The following is a 21,449-nucleotide window of genomic DNA, read 5'->3' on the forward strand; positions in this document are numbered from 1 at the left end:
CTGCGTGGCAGAGTAGTAAACCGGCCACTTTCGGTGATGACGGGAAAGGGAGCCGGCGTGACGAACGGGCTGCGCGTCGAGCTGCTCGGGCCGCCTCGTGCCTGGATCGACGACGTCGAGCTGAGGCTCGGTCCCGCCCGCCAGCGCGCGGTCTTCGCCACCCTCGCCGCGCGCCGGGGCCAGGCGATCTCACTCGGCGAACTGATCGCCGCCGTCTGGGGCGAATCGGCGCCCGCCAGCGCCACCGGCAGTGTGCACACCTACGTTTCCGGGCTGCGCGGGGCGATCCGCGAGGCGGGTGGCGCCGCGCACGAGATGCTGCGCTCGTCCGGTTCGAGCTATGTGCTGCGGTTGGCCGGGGAGGCACTCGACGTCCGCCGGTTCGAGCAGGACACCGCCGATGCCCGCCGGCTCCTCGCCGGCGCGGATCAGCGCGGCGCGGCGGCACGGCTCACCACCGCGCTCGGCCGCTGGCGCGGCGAGGCCTATTCCGGGGTACCCGGTCCGTTCGCCGAAACCGAGCGCGTCCGCCTCGCCGAGCTCCAGCTGAGCGCCACCGAAACGCGGGCCACGGCGCTGCTCGGCCTCGGTGACCACCGCGAACTCGTCCCCGAGCTGACCGCGCTGATCCAGCGCCATCCGTTGCGCGAGCCGCTCCACGAGGCGCTCATGCGAGCCCTGTACGCCGGAGGGCGACGGACCGAAGCGCTGACCGTCTACCGCGACGCCAGGCAGGTACTCCGGGACGAACTCGGCGTCGAACCCGGTGCCCCGCTGCGGGAACTGCACCAGCGCATCCTGAACGGCACCGAAAAACCGGTCACCGGGCCGGAACCGGCTCCGGTGCTCATCGTGCCGCCACCGGTGGCCAAGGCCATCGACCGCGGTGGCCCCGCGTACCTGCCCGGCCGCAACCGGCAGGTCGGGCGGCTGGCGGGCTTCGTCACCGACCTGCTCGGCGGACGCGGCCGCCCCGTCTGGCTCGAGGGCGAACCGGGTATCGGGAAATCGGAACTGCTGATCGCCGGGCTGTCGAGTGCCGCGGCGCGCGGCTGCCAGCTCGCCTGGACCGCGGCCGACGAACTCCAGCAACGCTTCCCGCTGCAGGTCGTCATGGAATGTCTCGGGGTGCACCACGGTTCGGCCGATCCGGCCAAGGCCAGGCTGGCCGGCGCGCTGCACGCCGAACCGGCGCACGGCGACTGGGGCCCCACCGACCCGGTCCCGTCCACTGTGGACAAGTTGCTGGCCTTGGTCGACGAGACCTGCGCGGCGGGCCCGCTCGTGCTGGTGATCGACGATCTCCACTGGGCGGACGAGGCCAGTGTGCTGCTGTGGCAACGCCTCGCCGCCGCCACCCGTCAACTGCCGCTGCTGCTCGTCGCCGCCACGCGCACCGGGCACGGAAGGCGGGATTTGGCGCGGCTGCGTCGCGGGATCGAGGCAAGGGACGGCGAGATCATGCCGGTCGAGGTGCTGACCGACGACGAGATCGCCGCCGTGTTCGAGGTCGTCCTTGGCGCGAAACCAGGGCAGAGCCTGCGCCCGCTGGTCCGCCGCGCGGCCGGGAACCCGCTTTACGCCAGGGAAATCGCGCACGACCTGGTCCGGACCGGCTCGGTGCGGATCGAGGCGGGTGTGGCCGAGGTGACCCTGGACGGCACCGAGAACGCGCCGCGATCGCTGCTGGCCGCGGTGGGCCGCACGCTGGACTGCTTCGACCCGGCCACGACCGAGATCCTGCGCACCGTTTCGCTGCTGGGCGCGGAGTTCGCGGTCGAGGACGTCGCCGCGCTGACCGGCAGGACCCCGCTGGAGGTGCTGCGGGACCTCGAACCGGCCACCACCGCCGGGGTGATCGAGTACGCGGGCGACAAACTCGCCTTCCACCATCCGTTCCAGCGGCAGGCGCTCTACGCCGGAATCGCCGCGCCGGACCGCGCCGCACAGCACCGGCGCGCGGCCGAGGCGCTCGCCCGCGGCGGCGCGCCGATCAAACGCGTCGCCGAGCAGCTGGCGGCCGAACCGGCGCCGGTCGACCCGTGGCTGGTCGGCTGGCTCACCACCAACCACGTCGCGGTCTCCAACCGCGCGCCGCAGATCGCGGTCGACCTCCTCCGCGGCGCGCTCGCGAGCCGGGTGCCCACCCGCGAGCAGCGGGAGATCCTGATCGCCGCGCTGGTGCGCGTGCTGTTCCGGCTCGAAGAAACCCCGGAGGCCGAGGCCGGGCAGGCGGTCGAGGTGGTCCGGGACAAGGCGGATCTGGCCGAGATGCGGCATATCCTCGCCGCGCTGCGGTACCGCCGCGGCGAGACCGCGGCCGCGATCGAGGCACTCGCCGACACCGCGGACGATCCGTCGATGCCGGAGCTGTGGCGTACCAGGACCCGGACGCTGCTCGCCAACTTCCGCCGCGGTGATCTCGCCGATCTCGGCGAAACCGAACGGATCGCGCGGAATCTGCACGCCGAGGCCGCCGAGGCGGGCGATCGCTACCCGGCCGCGCACGCGCAGCAGACCCTGTGGCTCGTGCACTCGATCCGCCGCGAGCACGACCGCGCGCTGATCGCGGTCGACGCCGCGCTGGAAACCGTCGGCGACGAAGCGGAACTGGCGACGCTGCGGTTCGACCTGCTCGACAACCGCCTCTTCACCTTGCAGAACCTCGACCGGCTCGACGAGGCCGACGCCACGCTGCGCGCCGGGTACGAAACGGCCGCGCGGCACGGCCTGCCGACCGGCCCGCAGGTCTCGGCCGCCGTGCACTACTTCTGGACCGGGCGCTGGGACGAAGCGCTGGCCGAGCTGGACTCGGTCACCGAAGACGGCCCGGCGATCACCTTCAACGGCGTACGTGACGAGGGTGCCGCCGCGCTGCTGCTGCACGGCGTCGCCGCCCTCATCGCGGGGCACCGGGACGAACGCGTGTCCGTCCGCACACATCTCCACGCGGCCGAGGCGCATTCGCCGTCGAACCCCGCCGAGCGCGAGAGCTGCGACTTCTACCTGGCGGCCCAGGCGATGGCCGCCGAACAACGCGGCAGGCTCGACGACGCGCTCCGGCTGTTCGCGCCGGTCCTGCGCCCCGACTACGCCCGGATGATGCTGCGCCACCAATGGTTACCCGACGTCGTGCGCGTCGCACTCGCGGCAGGAAACGACGACGTCGCACAGCAAGCGCTCGCCGTCTGCGCCGAGGAAGCGAGCCAGGAGACCGTTCCCGCCAGGGCGACCGCCGCCGCGAGCCGGTGCCGGGCACTGATCGACGGCGACCCCGAAGGAGTGCTGGCCGCGGCCGACCACTACCGCGAGGTCCGCCGCCCGATCGAACTCGCCGCCGCGCTGGAGGACGCCGCCGAACTGCTCGGCCGCGCGGGCTACCTCGAATCGGCCACCCGCGCGCTCACCGAGGCGTGCGAGGTGCTCGGTCCGGTCGGCGCCACCTGGAGCATCCGCCGGGCGGAGAGCAGGCTTCGCCGCTACGGCGTGCTGAGCCGTGCCGAGCGGGGTCCCCGGCACGCCGGGACGCTCTCGCCACTGGATCTGCGGGTCGCCCGGCTGGTCGCGGCGAAACTGTCCAATCCGGAGATCGCCGCGGAACTGAGCCTGCCGAGACGGACGGTGCAGTCGCTGGTGTCCCGGGTACTGACCAAACTGCACGCCGACTCCCGCCTGACCGTCGGCGAGCAGTTGCCCCAACGGTTCGCGTGAACGACCGAGGAGAACCATGACCCGCCTGCTGGCCGGACTGACGGCCGTCGTGTTGCTGCTCACGGGCTGTTCCGGTGCGGCGGAACCCGGCGGCCCGATCAAGCTCACCGTCGCCACCTTCGGTGAGTTCGGCTACGAGAAACTCTTCGACGAGTACGAAAAGACGCATCCGGGGATCACGGTCGAGGGCCGGGTCGCCGATTTCGAGACGCATCACCGGCAACTCGCCACCGGTCTCGGCGCCGGGCGCGGCGCCGCGGACGTCGTGGCCATCGAAGAGCAGTACCTCCCGAAATTCCGCCAGGCAAAGGACAAGTTCACCGATCTGTCCGAGTTCGGCGCGCAGGGCCTGCGGAACGACTGGCCTGCCTGGAAATGGGACCAGGGCACCGCCGACGGCGGGAAGTTCGTGCTGGGCCTCGGCACCGACATGGGCAGCCTCGCGCTCTGCTACCGCCGTGACCTGTTCGCGAACGCCGGGCTGCCGACCGACCGCGACCAGGTGGCCGCGTTGTGGCCGACGTGGGAGAAGTTCGCCGAAACCGGTGCGCGGTTCAGCGCGAAGACACCGGAGGTCAAGTTCGCCGACTCGGCGGGCACTGTCTACACGGCGATGCTCAACCAGAGCGAGGAGAACTACTTCGCCAAGGCCGACGAAACATTCATCGCCGACACCAACCCGAACGTGCGCAAGGCTTTCGAACTGGCGGGCGGGATGGCGCTGAAGAAGGAGACCGCGGCCGTCACCACCTTCACGCAGCCGTGGACGGTGGCGATCAAGCAGAGCCGGTTCGCCGCCATCACCTGTCCCGCCTGGATGCTCGCCCAGATCGAACAGGCGGGCGGCCCGGAACTGGCTGGCAAATGGGACGTCACCTCGGTCCCCGGCAAGGCGGGTAACTGGGGCGGGTCGTTCCTGACCGTCCCGAAACAGGGCGCGCACCGCAAGGAGGCCTACGACCTCGCCGTCTGGCTCACCGCGTCCGCACAGCAGAAACGGATCTTCCTCGACAGCGGTCTGCTGCCGAGCGCGCTGGGCGCCTACCAGGACGGCGCCGTGCTGTCGCACACCAGCAAGTACTTCAGTGACGCGCCGGTCGGCGAGATCTTCGCCGCGTCCGCCGAAGCCCTGCGGCCCAACTACCGCGGCCTGCGCGACGGCGAGGTGCGGCCGGTGTACGGGCACGCCCTCGGCCGGGTCGAAGAGGGCAGGCAGCCACTCGACCAGGCCTGGGCGCAGGCCGCGACCGAAGGCCGCGCCGCGGCGGGGAAATGAACGGGTGACGGCGCGGCCGTGGTGGCTCGCAACGGGCTTTCACCCTCGTAGCGCGCCCCGCATGACGCCGTCGACCACCTTCCTGGCCAGGACGATGAACAGCACGATGACGGGCAGCACGCCGATCGTGGCCGCGGTCAGCATGAGCGAGTAGTCGGTGAAGTAGCCGCTGGCCAGCCGGGACAGTGCCACCTGGACGGTCGGGTGCTCGTTGGGGTCGAGCACGATCAGCGGCCAGAAGAAGTCGTTCCAGGCGGTCATGAACGTCAGCATGGCGAGCACGGCGGCCTGGGGGCGGATGGCGGGCAGGGCGACGCTCCAGAACAGCCGCGCCGGCGAACAGCCGTCGACGCGTCCGGCGTCGAGCAGTTCGGCCGGGATCGCCTCTTCGCAGGCCTGCCGCATCCAGAAGACGCTGAACGCGCCGACCAGTCCCGGCACGATCACCGCCTCCAGCCGCCCGTACCAGCCCAGTTCGCCGACCACCAGGTAGAGCGGGATGACCCCGAGTTGCGCGGGCACCATGGCGGTGCCGATGACGACGAGGAAAAGCGAGTCACGGCCGGGAAAACGCAGCCGGGCGAAGGCGAATCCGGCCATACTGGACAGCAGCACGTTCGACACGGTCACCGTGCCGGCGACGATCAGCGAGTTCTGCATCGCCAGCCAGAAGTCGACGGTGTCGAAGACCCGGCGCACGTTCTCGACCAGGTTGCCGCCGGGCACCAGCGGCGGCGTGGTCTCGCCGAGCGCGGAATTGTCCTTTGAGGACACCACGAACGACCAGTACAACGGGAAAAGGGAAGCCAAGCCGACGGCGAGCAGCGACCCGTAGACGACGAAGCCGGCCCGTTCCCTCGCCGCCACGGTCACTCACCGCCCCGGACGCGACGCACCAGCGAGAAGTTGACCAGCGCGAACCCGGCCGAGAACAGGAAGAGCAGCCACGCGATGGCGGCCGCGTATCCGGCGTCGAACTGGCCGATCCCCTTCTCGTACAAGTACATCGCGAGCGTCTGGAACTGCCGGTCTGCGCCGCCCGTCCCGGCGACCCCGGTGTCGTCGAACAACTGCGGCTCGGCGAACAGCTGCAGCCCGGCGATGGTCGAGACCACCACGGTGAAGGCGATCGTGGGCCGGATCGCGGGCACGGTGATCGACCAGAAGCTCCGCCAACGCGAGGCGCCGTCGAGCATGGCGGCGTCGTAACGCTCCTGCGGCACGGACTGCATGGCCGCGAGATAGAGCAGCGTGTTGTAGCCGGTCCAGCGCCACATCACCATCGCGCTCACCGCGACATGCGAGGCGAACCGATCCGTGTGCCACTCCACCGGGTCGATGCCCACCAGTCCCAGTGCCCAGTTCACGACGCCGTAGTCCTCGGCGAAGAGCTGGCCGAACACCAGCGCCACCGCCACGACCGAGACGACGTTGGGCAACAGCACACTGGCCCGCCACAGGGTCCGCGCGCGCAGGGGGCGATCGAGCAGCGCGGCGAGCCCGAGCGCGGCCAGCAGCTGCGGGACGGTCGCGAGGACGAAGATGCTGACCGTGTTGAAGAGCGCGTTGTAGAACTTCGGGTCCTGCAGCAGGACGGCGAAGTTGCCGAGCCCGGCGAACCCGGTGTCACCGTTGATCAGATGCCAGTGGTGCAGCGCCACCCAAGCGGTGTAGAGCAGGGGAAAGAGGCCGAAAACGCCGAACAGGACGTAGAACGGCGCGGTCATCAGGTATCCGGCGAGCCGCTCGTCCCGTCGCCTCAACCGGACACCTCCTTCAGCCGTGGTTCGGACATTCACTCACGAGACGAGACCGCCGGGTCTGCAGGAAGGTTCGTTCGGTGTCGTTGGTGACCAAGGCGATCGCCTCGTCGTAGGCGGCGACGGCGTCGGCGGCCCGGCCGAGGCGGGCGAGCAGGTCCGCACGAGTGGCCGGCAGCAGATGGTAACCAGGAAGGTCCAGCTCGTCGACGGCCGCCAGCGCCGCCGCCGGACCGTGCACCTCGGCGACTGCGACAGCGCGGTTGAGCGCGACGACCGGCGACGGGCTGAAGCGCAGGAGCTGGTCGTAGAGCGCGAGCACCTGCGCCCAGTCGGTCGACTGCCCGTCCGTGTGGACCGCGTTGATCGCGGCCTGTATCTGGTACGGCCCCGGCCGGTCACGGCGCAGACATCGGCGCACCAGCTCGTGTCCCTCGGCGATCAGCTCCCGGTTCCACCGCGACCGGTCCTGCTCCGCGAGCACGACCAGCTCCCCCGACGGTCCCACCCGCGCGGGGCGGCGGGCTTCGGTGAGCAGGAGCAGTGCGAGCAGACCGATCACCTCCGGTTCGTCGGGCATCAGCCCGGCGAGCGCTCTGGCGAGGCGTACCGCTTCCAGGCACAGATCCGTCCGCAGCAGCTCCCCCGACGTCGACGTGTAGCCCTCGTTGAAGATGAGGTAGAGCACGGCGAGGACGGAGGTCAGCCGGTCGGGGAGTTCGGCGTCTCCTGGCACCCGGTACGGAATGCCCGCGTCGCGGATCTTCTTCTTCGCGCGGACGATCCGCTGGGCGACGGTCGCCTCCGGCACCAGGTACGCCCGCGCGATCTCCGCCACCTCCAGCCCGCCGATCAGGCGAAGGGTGAGCGCGGTTCGCGCGAGCGGCGAAAGCGCCGGGTGGCAGCAGGTGAAGATCATGCGGAGCTGGTCGTCGCGCACCGGTCCCACCTCCTCCGGCTCGTCGGCTTGGTGCAGCAGCAAAGCTTGCGCGTGCCGGGCTTCCCTGGTGGACTCCCGCCGGAGCCGGTCGATCGCCCGGTTGCGGGCGGTGGTCACGATCCACGCGCCGGGATTGGGCGGCGCCTCGTCCCATTTCCGCACGGCCACCGCGAACGCGTCTTGCACGGCCTCCTCGGCGAGCCCGATGTCTCCGAGGACACGCGTCAGCGTGGCCACGCAACGGCCGTATTCCGCCCGGTAGATGCTGTCCAGATCCATCAGCGCCGACGCGACCCGTCGTCGAACGGGCGAACCTCGATCGGCTGCCCGCAGGCCAAGGCGCACTTCTCGGCCCACGCCAGCGCCTGGTCGAGGTCTTCGACCTGGATCACCCAGAACCCGCCGAGCTGTTCCTTCGTCTCCGCGAACGGCCCGTCGGTGATCGTGGTCTGTCCGTTGGCGGGGTGGACGACGGTCGAGGCGTCCGAGTGCTGCAGGCCGCCGACGAACACCCAGGAACCGGCGGCCTTCATCTCGTCGGTGACCCTGCCCGTCCTGGCCATCATCGCGCGCACCTCGTCCTCGGGCTCCGGCGGCGCGCTTTCGTCGAACTGGACGGCTAGCAGGTACTGCCTCATGGCGGGCTCCCTCAGGGGATCGGCGTGCTCAGGCGGACAGACGGCGGGCGATGACCGGGATGACGATCGCGGCCGCGACCACATGAGTCAACATCAGCAGGAGCTTCGTGGCGGTGGAGGCGTCCGCGAGCACATCCGGCACCAGTGACAGCGCGGTGAGCACGACCGTGGTCCGCACGAAGACCAGGCGGGGACGGCGGACCGAGCGGGCCAGCACCAAGGCCAGCACCAGGCCGACCATGGAGAAGACGACGGTCAGCACGGCGAACCCCGGCGCCGGGATCGGCGCGCCGCCGACGGCGAGGCTGATCCCGGCGACGTCTCCGGCGGCGGCGACCGCCGCGGTCGCCACGGCGGCGACGACCGTGGCGGTCGAACCGCCGATGAGCAGGGATTTCGCGGGAGCGGTGGTGGCGATGGACATCGTGAGCCTCCGGTGAGCGGTGACCGGCCCGGTGCCGGTCTCTCACCTTGGCTACGAACGGGCTCGACGCCATTCGACATCATCGCGAAAAAAATCCGGAGAAATCTTCGCCCGCCGGGCAGGGCTCACTCCACGGTGACGGACTTCGCGAGGTTCCGCGGCTTGTCGATGTCGTGGCCGAGGATCAGCGCGGCGTGGTAGGCCAGCAGCTGCAGCGGGATCGTGAGCAGGATCGGGTCGAGTTCCGGCTCCGAACGCGGGACCACGAACCGCGGCACGTCGAGTTCGCCGAAGTCCACGTCGTCGTGCGTGATCGCCAGTACCGGACCCTTGCGGGCCTTGATCTGCTGCACCGCGGCGAGGTTCCGGTCGGCGAGGTCGTCGAACGGCACGATGGCGACCGTCGGCACCGAGTCGTCGATCAGCGCGAGCGGGCCGTGTTTGAGTTCCGAGGTCTGGTAGGCCTCGGCGTGCCGGTAGGAGATCTCCTTGAACTTCTGCGCGCCTTCCCGCGCCACCGGGAAGCCACGGACGCGGCCGACGAAGAACAGGCTCCGCGCGTCCGCGCACGTCTTGGCGTGCTCGGCGATCTCGGCCTCCGCCGCCACGATTTCCGCGACCTGCCCCGGCAGGGCCCGGATCGCCGCGACGATCCGCTGTCCGTCCGCGTTGGACAGATCGCGGACCCGGCCCAGCGCCAGCGCGATCATCGCGAACCCGACGGCCATATTGGTGAGCGCCTTGGTCGAGGCGACCGCGATCTCGGGACCGGCGTGCAGGTACAGACCACCCTCGCAGGCCCGCGCGATCGTCGAGCCGACGACGTTGACCAGACCGACTACCCGGCCGCCCTTGCGCTTGACCTCTTCGACGGCGAAGGCGGTGTCCGCGGTCTCGCCGGACTGGCTGACCGCGATGTAGAGGGTGTCCGCTTCGATGATGGGGTTGCGGTAACGGAATTCCGACGCGGCCTCGGCGTCGGCCGGGACCCGCGCCAGCTCCTCGATCATGGTCGCGCCGATCTGGCCGGCGTAATACGCGGAACCGCAGCCGAGGATCTTCACCCTGGCGAATCCGCGCAGGTCACGCGGAGTCAGGTTCAGACCGTCCAAACGGGACACCCCGAACCGGTCGTCGAGACGGCCGCGGATCATCCGCTCCAAGGACTCCGACTGCTCCTGGATCTCCTTGTACATGTAGTGCTGGTGCCCGGCGAGGTCGAGGTCGTCGGCCTTGATGTCGATCGCGGTCGCGGCCTTGCCGGTGTCGCTTTCGTCGACGGTGAAGGTGCGGTAACCCGTGGCCGAGACACTGGCGAACTCGCCGTCGTCGAGGTGCACGACCTGCGAGGTGTGGCGGACCAGCGCGGACAGGTCGCTGGCCACGAACATCTCCCGGTCACCGACGCCGATGATCAACGGCGAACCGTTCCGCGCGACCACGACGCGGTCGGGATGCTCGGTGTCGGTCACCGCGATCGCGTAGGTACCGGTGATCCGGGAAACGGCTTCGACGACAGCGTCTTCGAGGGTCTTCGCGTCCGACCGCGCGATGAGATGGGCGAGCACCTCGGTGTCGGTCTCGGAGGTCAGCTTCACCCCGGCCTGGCCGAGCTGCTCGCGCAGGCTGACGGCGTTGTCGATGATCCCGTTGTGCACCACGGAGATCCGGCCGTCCTCGGAGACGTGCGGATGCGCGTTCGCCTCGGTCGCCGGACCGTGCGTCGCCCACCTCGTATGCCCGATGCCGACCTTGCCCCCGAGCCGCTTCGGCAGGGCCGCGGTCAGATTCCGCACGCGCCCCACGATCCGGTGCACCTGGGCGCCTTTGCCGCCCAGTACCGAGATCCCGGCCGAGTCGTAGCCGCGATACTCCAGCCGCGTCAGCCCCTCGATCAGGATCGGGGCGGCGTTCTGGCCACCGATGTAGCCGACGATTCCGCACATGACGAGTCAACCTCACAAAGGAAGAACGGACGGTTTCCCGCGCAGGCCCTTGCCGCGCGGCGTGCTCCGTCAGCCGTAGACGATGCGGCGTAGCTGCCGCTCGGACAGATCGGGAGGCGCGACGAGCCGACGGCCCAGTTCCCCGGCGATCAGCGGGAAGATCTCGGGGTTCTTCCTGCCCTCGGCCTGTAACTGGGTGTGCCTCGTCCGGACGAACTGCTCGACCGGTTGCCGGTAGAACGCCAGGACGTCCTCGACGACGCGTGCGGCGATGGCCGTCGACAGCCCCGTCGACAAGGCCACCTGCTCGACGAGCTCCGCGTCCTCCACGGTCCCCATCATGCACAGCGGGAGGTCGAAATGCCAGTTCTTGCCCGAAATCGGGCAAGAACTGGCGTTCTAGCAGTCGGACGGCTCGCTGTAGTGCGCAGCGACGGCCGTGGCGCGGTCGCGGAGGGCGGTACGCAACGACTGCGGAGCGAGTGCTTCCGCGCTCGTGCCGAGCTGCCACAGCGCCCATTCGGCGTGCCGCGCGTCCTGGAAGGTCACCTCCAGCCGCAGCCGTCCGTCCGTCTCGACCTCTTCGGACCGCACGGCCAGCGCCGTGTCCAGCAACTCCTCCCGCCGCGCCGGGTCGATCCGGACCAGCACGGCGATCTGGTCGCCGCCGGTCCGGAACCGGATCCCGCGCTCCCGCCAGGCCCGGTCCAGATCGATCCGTTCGGGCCGGTCCGCGGCTTCGTCGAGTTCCTCGGCCGCCAAGACCCGGGACAGCCGGTAGGTGCGATCCGCGCCGGATCTCGTGGCCAGCAAGTAGCCCTGCTCGCGCACGGTGACCATGCCGATCGGATCCACCGTCCGCCACCGCGGCGGCTGACCTGTCGCCGCGTAACGGATACGCAGCTTGCGTCCGGCGAACACCGCGCGCCGGATCTCGGCCACGACGGCGTCGGGCACCTCCTCGGCGGCCACCCGGCGGGTGAGCAGGTCCGTCTCCGGGTCGATGAGCAAACGTTCGGCCACGCCTGCCGCGGTTTCGCGATGACTCTCGGGGAGCGCGTCGACCACCTTGAGCATGGCCGAAGCGAGCGCCGAACCGAGACCGAACGCCTGCGCGCCCCGCCTCGATCCGGCGATCAGCAGGGCGAGGGCCTCGTCGTGATTCAGGCCGGTGAGCTCGGTCTGGAAACCCGGCAGCAAGGAGAACCCGCCGTGCCTGCCGCGTTCGGCGTACACCGGCACACCTGCCACGGACAGCGCGTCGATGTCGCGCAGCACGGTGCGGGTGGAGACCTCCAGTTCGCGGGCCAGCGTGGCCGCGGACAGCCGTCCGCGCCGTCGCAGCAGCAGGACCAGCGAGACCAACCGGTCGGCACGCATCCGGAAACCCTAGCGGAATACACGACACAGGATGTCGTGATTCGTTGGGAGGCTTCCACCGCAGCTGAAAACGAATGGAGCACAAGTGACACTGGAACGAACGGCGGTCAACCCGTGGGGTTGGTCGGTGGCGATGGGCTACAACCAGGGCGAGATCGTCACCGGGCAGACCCGGACCCTGTACTGCGCCGGGCAGACCGCGATGAGCGGCGAAGGTGAACCCCGGCATCCCGGGGACATGGCGGCGCAGCTGGCGCTGAGCCTCGACAATCTGGAGGCCGTTCTCGGCGAGGCGGGCATGAGCCTGGGGAACCTCGTCCGGCTCAGCGTCTACACCACCGACGTCGACCTGCTTTTCCAGCACTACGGCGTGCTGGCGTCGCGGCTCGGCGCCGCCGGGGTGGCACCGACCACCACGATGCTCGGGGTGACCCGGCTGGCGATCCCGCCCCTGATGGTGGAGCTGGAGGGGACCGCCGTCGCTTGAGGTGCGGGCTGCGCGTGAAGGCCCCCTTCCCTCGGCTGAGCCGAGGGAAGGGGGCCTTCACGCGCTTCACCGCGAGCCAGGCCGGCAGGCCACGCGTAGGCACCTAAGAGAGGATTCGCTCTTCACCACTCACGACTCTCCCTTGTGGACATTCGTGAGGGTGCGAGATCTCTTTGTCAGGACCGGATCGCCCGCACCAGACCGGTGACCAGCCCCGCCCGCTCCACCATCGAATCGACCAGCAGGTATTCGTGGTCCGCGTGGGCGCCGCCCCCGACAGCGCCCAGGCCGTCGAGGGTCGGGATGCCGAGCGCGGCCGTGAAATTGCCGTCACTGCCACCGCCGACCGCGACGCCCTCGGCTCCGGGCAACAGGCCTTTGGCCACGGCGAACAGGCTCGCGGCGGCGGACTCGGGCATCGGCGGCCGGTGGATCCCGCCCAGCACCGTGAGCTCCGCGCCGTCGAGGCGCGGGGTCAGCGCGGCGAACGCCGCCTCGACGCGTTCCTTTTCGGCGGCCGACTCGACACGGACGTCCACGACGACGCGGGCCTCGGCGGGGACGACGTTGCTTCCGGTGCCCGCGCTCGCCACCGTGGGGGTGACGGTGGTGCCGCTTTCGGGCCTGCCGATCGCCACGATGTCCAGCACCTGATGCGCGGCTTCGGTCAGCGCGTTCACCCCGGCTTCGGGTTCGAGGCCGGCATGCGACGCCCGGCCTTTGACGACCACCTCGAACGTGCCGCAGCCCTTGCGGCCGATCTTGAGGCCTCCCCCGTCGGCCGCGCCTTCGAACACGAGCACCGCGCCGCACGCGCGCGCTCGTTCCTCGATGAGCGCCCTGGACTCGTGCGAGCCCGTTTCCTCGTCCGCCGTGACCAGGATCTCGACGCCGGTCAGGTCGTCGAGCGCCGCCAGGCCGTGGATCGCCTGCACCAGTCCGCCGAGCATGTCGAACACGCCGGGCCCGGTCACCCGGCCGTCGGCCACCGCGAACGGGCGGCGTGCCAGCGTCCCGATCGGGAACACGGTGTCGTGGTGCCCGAGGATCAGCACCCGGGGTTCGCCACCGCCGGACCACCAGACATGGGGCCCCGCGGCGCTTTCCACCAAGGTCGCCGTTCCGCCGAGGCGCTTCCCGATGAGGGCGGCCACCGCTTCGGCAGACGCCGTCAAAGCCTCGATGTCCCCCGAGGGGGACTCGATTTCGACGAGCGTCCTGAGGTCTTCGATCATCGCGTCCACTGTCACCCCGACACCCTAGGATCAGGCCATGCTGGAAAACCTCCTCACCCCGGAGACCAGGGCCGACCCGTACCCGTTCTACCGCCAGGTGTTCGATCGCGGGCCGGTGCTGAAGCTGAACGACCGGTTCTTCGTGGTGAGCGGATTCGAGGAAGCGGCCGCGCTGCTGCGGAACCCCGCGTTCGGCCACCCCGAGCCGGAGGTGCTGCCGAACCCGCACGAGAACGAGCCGGTGGACGAGCAGGGCCGGGTGATCCGCTCGTTTCTCGGTCTCGATCCGCCCGATCACACGCGGCTGCGGCGGCTGGTCTCCAAGGCGTTCACCCCGAGGATGGTCGAGCAGCTCGCGCCGAGAATCGAAGAGCTGTCGAAGGAACTGGTCGAGAAGGCGCTCGAAATGGGCGAGTTCGACCTGATGGACGAGATCGCGAGGCCGCTCCCGGTCACCGTCATCAGCGAGATGCTCGGCGTGCCACTGGCCGACCGTGACCGGTTCGAAGGGTGGTCGCACGCGATGGGACGGGCGCTCGACCCGTCCTTCCTGATCGCGGACGAAACGGTCGCCGCGGCGGTCGCCGCCCGGCGCGAGTTCGTCGCCTATTTCCGTGATCTGGCGAAGGAGCGGCGCGAACGGCCGACCGGCGACCTGTTCTCCGATCTGGTGTCGGTGTCCGACGAGGGCGACAGGCTCAGCGAGGGCGAACTGGTGATCACCGCGATGCTCCTGCTGGTCGCCGGGCACGAGACGACGACCAACCTCATCGGCAACGGGATCCTCGCGCTGCTGAGGAATCCCGCGCAGTCGCGGGCGCTGGCCGAGGATCGGTCGAAGATCCCGAACGCGGTCGAAGAGATACTCCGCTACGACTCCCCTGTCCAGCTGACCACGCGCACCGCCTTACGGGACGCGACCGTTGGCGGCGAGTCCGTCGGCGCCGGCGCGCAAACGGTCGTGCTGCTGGGAGCGGCCAACCGCGATCCCCGAACACACGAGGACCCGGACCGCTTCGACATCGACCGCTCTTCGCCGAGGCATCTCGCGCTGGGACAAGGCATCCACTTCTGCCTCGGCGCCCCGTTGGCACGGTTGGAAGGCCGCTCGGTCTTCGAGGCGCTCCTCGGCACGGGTCGCGCCTTCCAGCCGACCGCTGATCCGGTCTGGGTGAAGCAGGTGACGCTGCGCGGCCTCGAAAGCCTGCGGCTCGAATTCGCCTGAGGGGAAGAAAGTCCGGTTTTCGACCTTAGACGGTTGCCGTCCGCCGCCGGACTGCGCATGCTGTGCGCCAACCCGGCGTGGTGGGGGTGCCCATGTACCAGCAACGCAAGGAACCCGGCACGGCGAGCGCGGTCAGGTTCGGTCCTTTCTCCCGCGCGCTTTCCGAAGCGGTGGAGCATCGCGGACTGTCCTTGTCCCGTATCCGCGCGCATCTGGCGGCACGCGGCGTTTCCGTGGCCGAGTCGACGTTGAGCTATTGGCAACGCGGGCTCCGGCATCCGTCGACGCCGCGCTCGCTCGACGTCGTCCGCGCGCTCGAAGCGGTGCTGGGCCTCGCCCCGGACAGCCTGATCGTCCTGATCGGCCCGCAACGCCGTCCCGGTGAAAGCGACCGCAGGCCGTCGCTGACGGAACTGCGGCAGAGCTGGACCGAAACCTGCACCCTGCTGGACGAGCTGAGCGAATCCCCCGGTGCGGCGGTGAACGCGAAGCTCGATGTCGTGACCGTCTTCGACGTGCTGACCATGACCGCGCAGGGGCGGATCGCGGAGATCACCTCGACCATGGTGGTGCGGGCGCGGGAGTCCGGCGCGGACGGCTTCGTGGTGACCCACCAGGACGAACCCGGTACCGATATGGAGGCCACCACGGTCTTCGCCGCCGACGGCTGCCGGAAAGGCAGAGTGCGCCGAAGCACCTCGTCGCCGGGGATGGTGTTCGAGCTTCTCTTCGACCGTGGCTTGGCCGAAGGGGAAACCCATACCTTCGCGTTCACCCTGCGGCTCGCCGCCTCCGTTCGTTCGACCTGCTTTCACCGGACAGTGCGGTCTCGCATGTCGGCGTACCTGCTTCGGTTGCGTTTCGACGCCGGCGCGATTCCGGCCAGATGCGTCAAAACCGTGCGCGAGCGTGAAGAACTGGCCCCCGTGGTCAGCGAGCCGCTGCATCCGGGCCAGGGTGCTTCGGTCAGCGCCTATTTCGAGGGTCTCGACGTCGGGATCGCGGGGATCGACCTCATCTGGGAGTGAGCCGGCGCTTCCGGCGCACCACGAACACCACGGCGCCCAGCCCGGCGACACCGGCGGCGACCAGGCCGGCCACGACCGCGAGCGGCGGGCCGCTTTCCACGGGCGCGGAACCCGCTTGCGCGAAGCCGATCCCACGATTGCGCTGATAGTCCGATCCCGGCAGCTTGTCCGCGTAGCGGTCGTGCACCGCCCGCTGGTATTCGGGAAGCGGGACGAACTTCCCCACCGGCGACTGCGGCAGACTCGCCCGCAGGAGCACCACGCCGTCCGGCCCCAGTTCGTACCAGCCGTTGATCTGGGGCTCGTTGAGCAGGACCGAACCGGGACGCAGCCGCGCGCTCAGGGTCTCTTCGTCGTTTCCGGAGAACACGCTCGCCGCGACCCACGTTCCCCGGCTTTCCGGCATCGCCTGCAGCGTGGCCTTCTGGCCGGAATCCGCGGTGGCCGTGACGGCGACGGATCTCAGCACGCCCGCCGGTGCCCCGGCGATACCCCTGACGAAGTCGGGATTGAGGCTGTAGACCGGGAAACCCTTGTCCGCCATCGTGATCTGTCGCGGTTCTAGGTGGTCGACCTGCCGGAAGTTCGATCTCGCGAGACCGATCGCGTTCGGCTGCCCGGCGACGCGCACGGCGGCCGCGAGTTCGTCGGCCGAGGGCGGGACGACTCCCTCGCTCGCCGCGGCGGGCAGTGTGGCGGGCAGGAGCATCGCGACGGCCACCACGAGACAACCGGAGAACTTCCGGCAGATCCTGTTCATGACCGCGGCTCAGCCCTTCCGGATGTTGACGATGGTGTCGTTCCAGCGGAACTGACCGTTGCTCCGGTACTGGTTGTAGTTCCAGGTCTGGTAACGCTGATACGTCGGCCACGGGTCGCCGACCATGATCGACTGGTTCGTCGAGTCGTAGCCGTAGATCACCTCGGCGTGGCCACCGCCCGAAGTCCAGTAGATCCCCGTCAGATTCAGGATTCCGGAGTCGATCTGGCTGACGACCGAGCTGAAGCCGATCGGGCCGCCCGCGTCCTGCGCGGAGAAGCCGGTGCCCCGGAAACCGCGGACGATCTCGTAGATCTGGGCCGCCTGGTTCGGGCAATACCCGGCCGACGTTCCCTTGCCCGCGGCGCAGAACTGGGCCTGGCTGGCGGTTCCGCCCTGCGACTGCTCGATGCTCGAACCGTCCGCTGCCCAGCACCACTGGTTGTACTGCTGCACCTGCTGGGTGTAGTTCAGCTGCTTGGAGGCGGCCGACGCGGCGAGCGTGGTCGCGGTCCCCGCCACGGGCGTGACCTCGCGGACCTGGGTGTGGGTCTGGGTCTGGATCAGACCACTGGGCCGGTCACCGGCGCCGTCCGGCTGTGCGAGAGCGGCGGCGGGCACCATGGTCAGCGCGAAGACGGCGGCTCCGGTCGCCAGCGCGGCCCTCGATAGGCTCTTCACAGATGTCTCCTTTGACACGGGGATGGGGAGATCACCGTGCGCTGTCCCGATTCCGGGGACAACGGCCTCATCGGGCGCAAGGGAAACGCTGTGATCGTTCACAGCACCCGGGCTGACGAGACACGGGCCTTCGCGCAAGATTCACGACCCGTTCACAAAGGCTGTGAATCCGGCACGGCGCCGAAGTTCAGGACTCCGGTGTCGCCAGGGTCGTGGGCCTGGTGCGGCCCCGCAGGGTGACGTCCTCGGTCGCCTTCCAGTGCCCGGCCTCGTCTTCGGACGCCGACTCGACCGCCGTCCACGAAGCGAGCAACCTGGCTTCGACGTTCTTCGCCAGCTCGGTCAGCCGGGCGGCCTCGTTGACCGGGTCGCCGATCACCGTGTATTCGAACCGCCGTGGGTCGCCGACGTTCCCGGCCACCACCTCACCCGTCGCCACCCCGATCCCGGCCGGGCATTCCGGGACCTCCGCCGCCAGCCTGCGCCCGATCGCCCTGCCCGCCGACAGCGCGAGGGTCGCGTGGTCGGTCAAGCGCACCGGTGCGCCGAAGATCGCGAGCACGGCGTCACCGACGAACTTGTTGACCAGCCCGTGGTTGCGGTCGACCTCGTCGACCACCACCGCGAAGAACCGGTTGAGCAGTCCGACGACCTCTTCCGGCGGACGGCTCGCGGCCAGCGTGGTCGAGCCGATCAGATCGACGAACAGCACCGACACCGTCCGCACCGTGCCACCGAGTTCGGCCGAGGTGCGCATCGCCTCGATCGCGACCTCCTCGCCGACGTGCCTGCCGAACAGGTCGCGCAAACGTTCGCGTTCGGCGAGTCCGGCGGCCATCCCGTTGAAGCCCGCTTGGAGCAGGCCGAGTTCGGTGCCGTCGTAGACCGGGATCTCCACGGCGAAGTCGCCTGCCCGCACCCGGCCGAGGGCATGCTGCACCGACCGGATCGGGTTCACCACGGCGCGGGCGGTGAACACGGTCACCAGCAAGCCGAAGCACAGCACCACCATGCCGAGCGCGATGACCGAGACCGCGAGCTTCGTGGTCGACACGTCGCCGCGCACCCAGGCCAGGATCGCCGTGACCACCAGCCCGGCCACCGGAACCCCGGTGCCGAGGCACCAGAACAGCAACATCCGCAGGTTCACCCCGCCGCTGAGCGGCCGCTCGGGTGAGGTGCCCGCCAAGGCCAAGGCCGCGTACGGCCGCAGGATGAACTCGCCCGCCAGATACGCGATCGCGCAGACGACCACGCCGGCGAACGCGACGACGAGCAGTTCGGTCAGCACGACCTTCGGCTGCACCAGCGCGGCCAGCGCGCCGAACACCACGGTCGCGACACCCCACAGGACCGCTTGGACCAGCGTCAGGCGCAAGGGGACCCGCAGGCTCGCGACACGCTCCGCTTCGGTCGGCGTCCGGCCGTCGCCCGCCCAGCGCAACGTCCGCAGCGCGCCACGGGTGCCCCACAGCGCGCCGACGACGACCGCGGAGACCACGTACACGGGCACCGCGATCGCGGTGACCCGGACCAGCTCGCCGGACATCCCGGGAGCGGGCATGAGCAGGGCGGCCAGCCCCACCACGATCAGCGCGCCGATGACGTTGGTCGCGATCAGCGTCCCGGTGAGCAGACCCTGGACGCGACGGCGCAACACGGCCACGTCCTGGTACAGCGGGCCGAGCAGCCACGAGCCGAACGGCCCTTGGCCGCGCTCCCGAGCAGAGGACTCTTTGACTGGTCGCACCCTGTTCCCGCCGTTCACCCGGTTTGAGTGAACGAATGTACACCGAAATCCGCCCCGTGGGTCAGCCGACGTGGATGCCGGGGCGCCGGGCCGGGTCGCGTTCGCTGGTGCGGATGATTTCGCGGACCACCGGGGCGGTGTCGCCGCGGCCGAGGATCAGGTAGCGGAACAGGTGTCCGAGCGGATTGCCCTCACTCCACTCGAAATGGCACTGCGGCCGCACGCCGGTGTTGTCCCGCAGGGCGAGCAGGATCGCGGCGATCGCGTTCGGCGCCGCGGGACTTTCCGCGCGCAGCACCCGGAACCCTTCGATCTCGACACCGCGGACCTTCAGCACGTCACTGAAACCGGACGGGTCGATGACGTCGATCTCGAGGAAGAGCACGTCGGCGGCGCCGGGCACCGGGTTCATGCCGCGCTGTTCGGCCTCCTTCGCCCGGTACTCGTCCGCGTCCCCGGCCTGACGACGGTTCGCGATGATGGTCAGCGCGTTGTCGTGTTCGATCGATTCGGTGATGAACCGGCGGGCGGGTTCGTCGAACTCGATGTGCTCGACGCGCAGTTCGGTGGTCCGGCTGACCCGCGAGACCAGCGACACGACGATGATCCCGATGATGAAGAACGCGGAGATCGTGAGCCCGTCGGGCTTCTCGATGACGTTCTCCACCAAGGCGTAGATGAGGATCAGCGTCAGGACGGCGAAGGCGATCGCGGCCTTGCGCTGCCGCCTTTTCGCCGCGGAGATCGCCACGGCGACCGAAGCCGACACCATCATCGCGAGGATCCCGGTGGCGTACGCCCCGGCCTGCGCGTTGACGTCGGCGTTGAAGATGATCGTGACCAGGACGCAGATCGCGGTGTAGACCAGCACCACCGGACGGACGGCCCTTGCCCAGTCCGGGGCCATCCCGTATGCGGGCAGATACCGCGGCACGATGTTGATCAGCCCGGCCATCGCCGACGCCCCGGCGAACCAGAGGATCAGGATGCTGCTGATGTCGTAGGCGGTGCCGACCGCTTCGCCCAGCAGTTCATGGGCGAGGTACGCCAGCGCGCGGCCGTTCGCTTCGCCGCCCGGTTTGAACTTCTCCGCCGGGATCAGGACCGTGGTCACGAAGCTGGTCGCGATCAGGTACACCGACATGATCAGCGCGGCGACGGTGAGCAGTTTGCGGGTGTTGCGGATGCGGTCCGCCAGTTTCCGCTCGGCGTTCTCACCCTTGGCCGCCACCAGTGGCATCATGCTCACGCCGGTCTCGAAACCGGACAAACCGAGTACCAGCAAGGGGAACGCGAGGATCGCCGGGCCGACGACACCGCCGATTCCGCCACCGCCGGAGGTCAGCGCGTCCAGCCAGCGGTCCAGTGCGCCGGGTTCGGTGAGCACCTCGCCCACCCCGGCGACCACCACCACCGCGTTCAGCAGCAGGAAGATGGCGACCAGCGGGATCGCGACGCCGACCGCCTCGCTGAACCCGAGCAGGAACACCCCGCCGAGGATCAGCAGCAGGATCACCGTGATCAGCACCTCGTGCCCATGCAGGAATGCCGGGGCGAGCGGGTTCTCCAGCGCGTGCACGGTGGCGTCGGCCGAGGACAGGGTGATGGTGATGATCCACGAGGTCGCGACGAAACCCAGCAGCACCAGCACGAAGAGCTTGCCGCGCCAGAACGGCAGCAGGTGTTCCAGCATCGCGACCGAACCCTGGCCGTGCGGGCTTTCCTTCGCCACCCGCCGGTACATCGGCAGCATGCCGAGCAGGGTGAGCGCGACGATCAGCAGCGTCGCCAGCGGCGAAAGCGCGCCCGCGGCCAGCGCGGCGATGCCGGGGAGGTACGACAGCGTGGAGAAGTAGTCCACACCGGTGAGGCACATGACCTTCCACCACGACTGCGGGGTGGTGTGCTCGTCATGGCTTTCCGGGCCGACGGGCTGGACCCGGTGCTCCATCAGCCACCGGCCGACCTTCCCCGACGGCGCGGCCTGCCGGACCGGGCTGTCCACCCGTTCCGGCACAGCGTGTTCTGGGACCTCGGACATACCATTCCTCCCCGACCTTCACGTTCGGGCACAGCATGCCGGACTTCCCCTGGTGGCGCTGGGCCGGGTTGGGTGTTGGGTGGGGGTTTGGGGGTTTAACCCCAATGCCCCGAAGTGCCAAGACCGGCCCCGGTTTTAGTTGCCCCGCCTTAAGTGCGCCTGGCCCG

18 protein-coding genes are annotated in these 21,449 nt (G+C 69.7%); 5 read left to right on the plus strand and 13 right to left on the minus strand.

From position 1 onward, the window contains the following. Positions 1 to 57 precede the first annotated feature (57 nt). Together ACZ5ZX_RS31485 and ACZ5ZX_RS31490 are read left to right on the plus strand one after the other, a co-directional pair. On the plus strand, positions 58 to 3,711 hold the full coding sequence (locus ACZ5ZX_RS31485; RefSeq protein ID WP_465505610.1) for a BTAD domain-containing putative transcriptional regulator: 3,654 nt from the start codon (positions 58 to 60) through the stop codon (positions 3,709 to 3,711). Between the two features lie 16 nt (positions 3,712 to 3,727). Continuing rightward, positions 3,728 to 4,987 (plus strand): ABC transporter substrate-binding protein, encoded by a 1,260-nt coding sequence (locus ACZ5ZX_RS31490; RefSeq protein WP_465505611.1) that lies wholly within the window; start codon positions 3,728 to 3,730, stop codon positions 4,985 to 4,987. A gap of 39 nt (positions 4,988 to 5,026) precedes the next feature. On the opposite strand, the gene ACZ5ZX_RS31495 is transcribed toward ACZ5ZX_RS31490, so the two are convergent. The 8 genes from ACZ5ZX_RS31495 to ACZ5ZX_RS31530 all read right to left on the minus strand — a co-directional run bounded on the left by ACZ5ZX_RS31495 (position 5,027) and on the right by ACZ5ZX_RS31530 (position 12,075). Next, positions 5,027 to 5,854, minus strand: coding sequence for a carbohydrate ABC transporter permease (locus ACZ5ZX_RS31495; RefSeq protein WP_465505612.1), 828 nt, complete (start codon positions 5,852 to 5,854; stop codon positions 5,027 to 5,029). A 2-nt stretch (positions 5,855 to 5,856) separates the two neighbouring features. Then, positions 5,857 to 6,750 (minus strand): carbohydrate ABC transporter permease, encoded by an 894-nt coding sequence (locus ACZ5ZX_RS31500; protein ID WP_465505613.1) that lies wholly within the window; start codon positions 6,748 to 6,750, stop codon positions 5,857 to 5,859. Between the two features lie 13 nt (positions 6,751 to 6,763). Next, the gene (locus ACZ5ZX_RS31505; RefSeq protein ID WP_465505614.1) at positions 6,764 to 7,966 is read right to left on the minus strand and encodes an RNA polymerase sigma factor; all 1,203 of its coding nucleotides are present in this window, start codon (positions 7,964 to 7,966) and stop codon (positions 6,764 to 6,766) included. Continuing rightward, the gene (locus ACZ5ZX_RS31510) at positions 7,966 to 8,325 is read right to left on the minus strand and encodes a YciI family protein (protein WP_465505615.1); all 360 of its coding nucleotides are present in this window, start codon (positions 8,323 to 8,325) and stop codon (positions 7,966 to 7,968) included. Before ACZ5ZX_RS31510 ends, ACZ5ZX_RS31505 begins: the two co-directional genes overlap by 1 nt. Positions 8,326 to 8,353: 28 nt before the next feature. Then, the gene (locus tag ACZ5ZX_RS31515) at positions 8,354 to 8,749 is read right to left on the minus strand and encodes a DUF6069 family protein (RefSeq protein ID WP_465505616.1); all 396 of its coding nucleotides are present in this window, start codon (positions 8,747 to 8,749) and stop codon (positions 8,354 to 8,356) included. A 125-nt stretch (positions 8,750 to 8,874) separates the two neighbouring features. Then, positions 8,875 to 10,695, minus strand: a complete 1,821-nt coding sequence (glmS, locus tag ACZ5ZX_RS31520) for a glutamine--fructose-6-phosphate transaminase (isomerizing) (protein WP_465505617.1) — start codon at positions 10,693 to 10,695, stop codon at positions 8,875 to 8,877. Positions 10,696 to 10,764: 69 nt separating this feature from the next. Beyond that, the gene (locus ACZ5ZX_RS31525; protein ID WP_465505618.1) at positions 10,765 to 11,037 is read right to left on the minus strand and encodes a hypothetical protein; all 273 of its coding nucleotides are present in this window, start codon (positions 11,035 to 11,037) and stop codon (positions 10,765 to 10,767) included. Positions 11,038 to 11,094: 57 nt separating this feature from the next. After that, a complete protein-coding gene (locus tag ACZ5ZX_RS31530; protein WP_465505619.1) occupies positions 11,095 to 12,075 on the minus strand; it encodes a helix-turn-helix transcriptional regulator in 981 nt (326 codons plus the stop codon). A 91-nt stretch (positions 12,076 to 12,166) separates the two neighbouring features. On the opposite strand from ACZ5ZX_RS31530, the gene ACZ5ZX_RS31535 reads away from it, so the two are divergent. After that, positions 12,167 to 12,562 carry a RidA family protein gene (locus ACZ5ZX_RS31535; RefSeq protein ID WP_465505743.1) on the plus strand — a complete coding sequence of 132 codons (396 nt, stop codon included), beginning with the start codon at positions 12,167 to 12,169 and terminating at the stop codon, positions 12,560 to 12,562. A gap of 176 nt (positions 12,563 to 12,738) precedes the next feature. Here the strand turns inward: ACZ5ZX_RS31535 and ACZ5ZX_RS31540 are convergent, their stop codons facing one another. Continuing rightward, positions 12,739 to 13,812, minus strand: coding sequence for a M20 family metallopeptidase (locus ACZ5ZX_RS31540; RefSeq protein ID WP_465505620.1), 1,074 nt, complete (start codon positions 13,810 to 13,812; stop codon positions 12,739 to 12,741). 22 nt (positions 13,813 to 13,834) lie between these two features. On the opposite strand from ACZ5ZX_RS31540, the gene ACZ5ZX_RS31545 reads away from it, so the two are divergent. Together ACZ5ZX_RS31545 and ACZ5ZX_RS31550 are read left to right on the plus strand one after the other, a co-directional pair. Continuing rightward, positions 13,835 to 15,022, plus strand: a complete 1,188-nt coding sequence (locus ACZ5ZX_RS31545) for a cytochrome P450 (protein ID WP_465505621.1) — start codon at positions 13,835 to 13,837, stop codon at positions 15,020 to 15,022. Between the two features lie 92 nt (positions 15,023 to 15,114). Then, positions 15,115 to 16,050 carry a helix-turn-helix domain-containing protein gene (locus ACZ5ZX_RS31550; RefSeq protein ID WP_465505622.1) on the plus strand — a complete coding sequence of 312 codons (936 nt, stop codon included), beginning with the start codon at positions 15,115 to 15,117 and terminating at the stop codon, positions 16,048 to 16,050. Here ACZ5ZX_RS31550 and ACZ5ZX_RS31555 read toward each other — a convergent pair. The 4 genes from ACZ5ZX_RS31555 to ACZ5ZX_RS31570 all read right to left on the minus strand — a co-directional run bounded on the left by ACZ5ZX_RS31555 (position 16,037) and on the right by ACZ5ZX_RS31570 (position 21,282). Continuing rightward, positions 16,037 to 16,810 (minus strand): hypothetical protein, encoded by a 774-nt coding sequence (locus ACZ5ZX_RS31555; protein WP_465505623.1) that lies wholly within the window; start codon positions 16,808 to 16,810, stop codon positions 16,037 to 16,039. The genes ACZ5ZX_RS31550 and ACZ5ZX_RS31555 overlap by 14 nt on opposite strands. A gap of 9 nt (positions 16,811 to 16,819) precedes the next feature. Further along, positions 16,820 to 17,491, minus strand: coding sequence for a papain-like cysteine protease family protein (locus ACZ5ZX_RS31560; RefSeq protein WP_465505624.1), 672 nt, complete (start codon positions 17,489 to 17,491; stop codon positions 16,820 to 16,822). A 187-nt stretch (positions 17,492 to 17,678) separates the two neighbouring features. After that, a complete protein-coding gene (locus ACZ5ZX_RS31565; protein WP_465505625.1) occupies positions 17,679 to 19,241 on the minus strand; it encodes an adenylate/guanylate cyclase domain-containing protein in 1,563 nt (520 codons plus the stop codon). A 61-nt stretch (positions 19,242 to 19,302) separates the two neighbouring features. After that, positions 19,303 to 21,282 carry an APC family permease gene (locus tag ACZ5ZX_RS31570; protein ID WP_465505626.1) on the minus strand — a complete coding sequence of 660 codons (1,980 nt, stop codon included), beginning with the start codon at positions 21,280 to 21,282 and terminating at the stop codon, positions 19,303 to 19,305. Positions 21,283 to 21,449 lie beyond the last annotated feature (167 nt).

This window comes from Amycolatopsis sp. NPDC033938, from assembly GCF_055575975.1.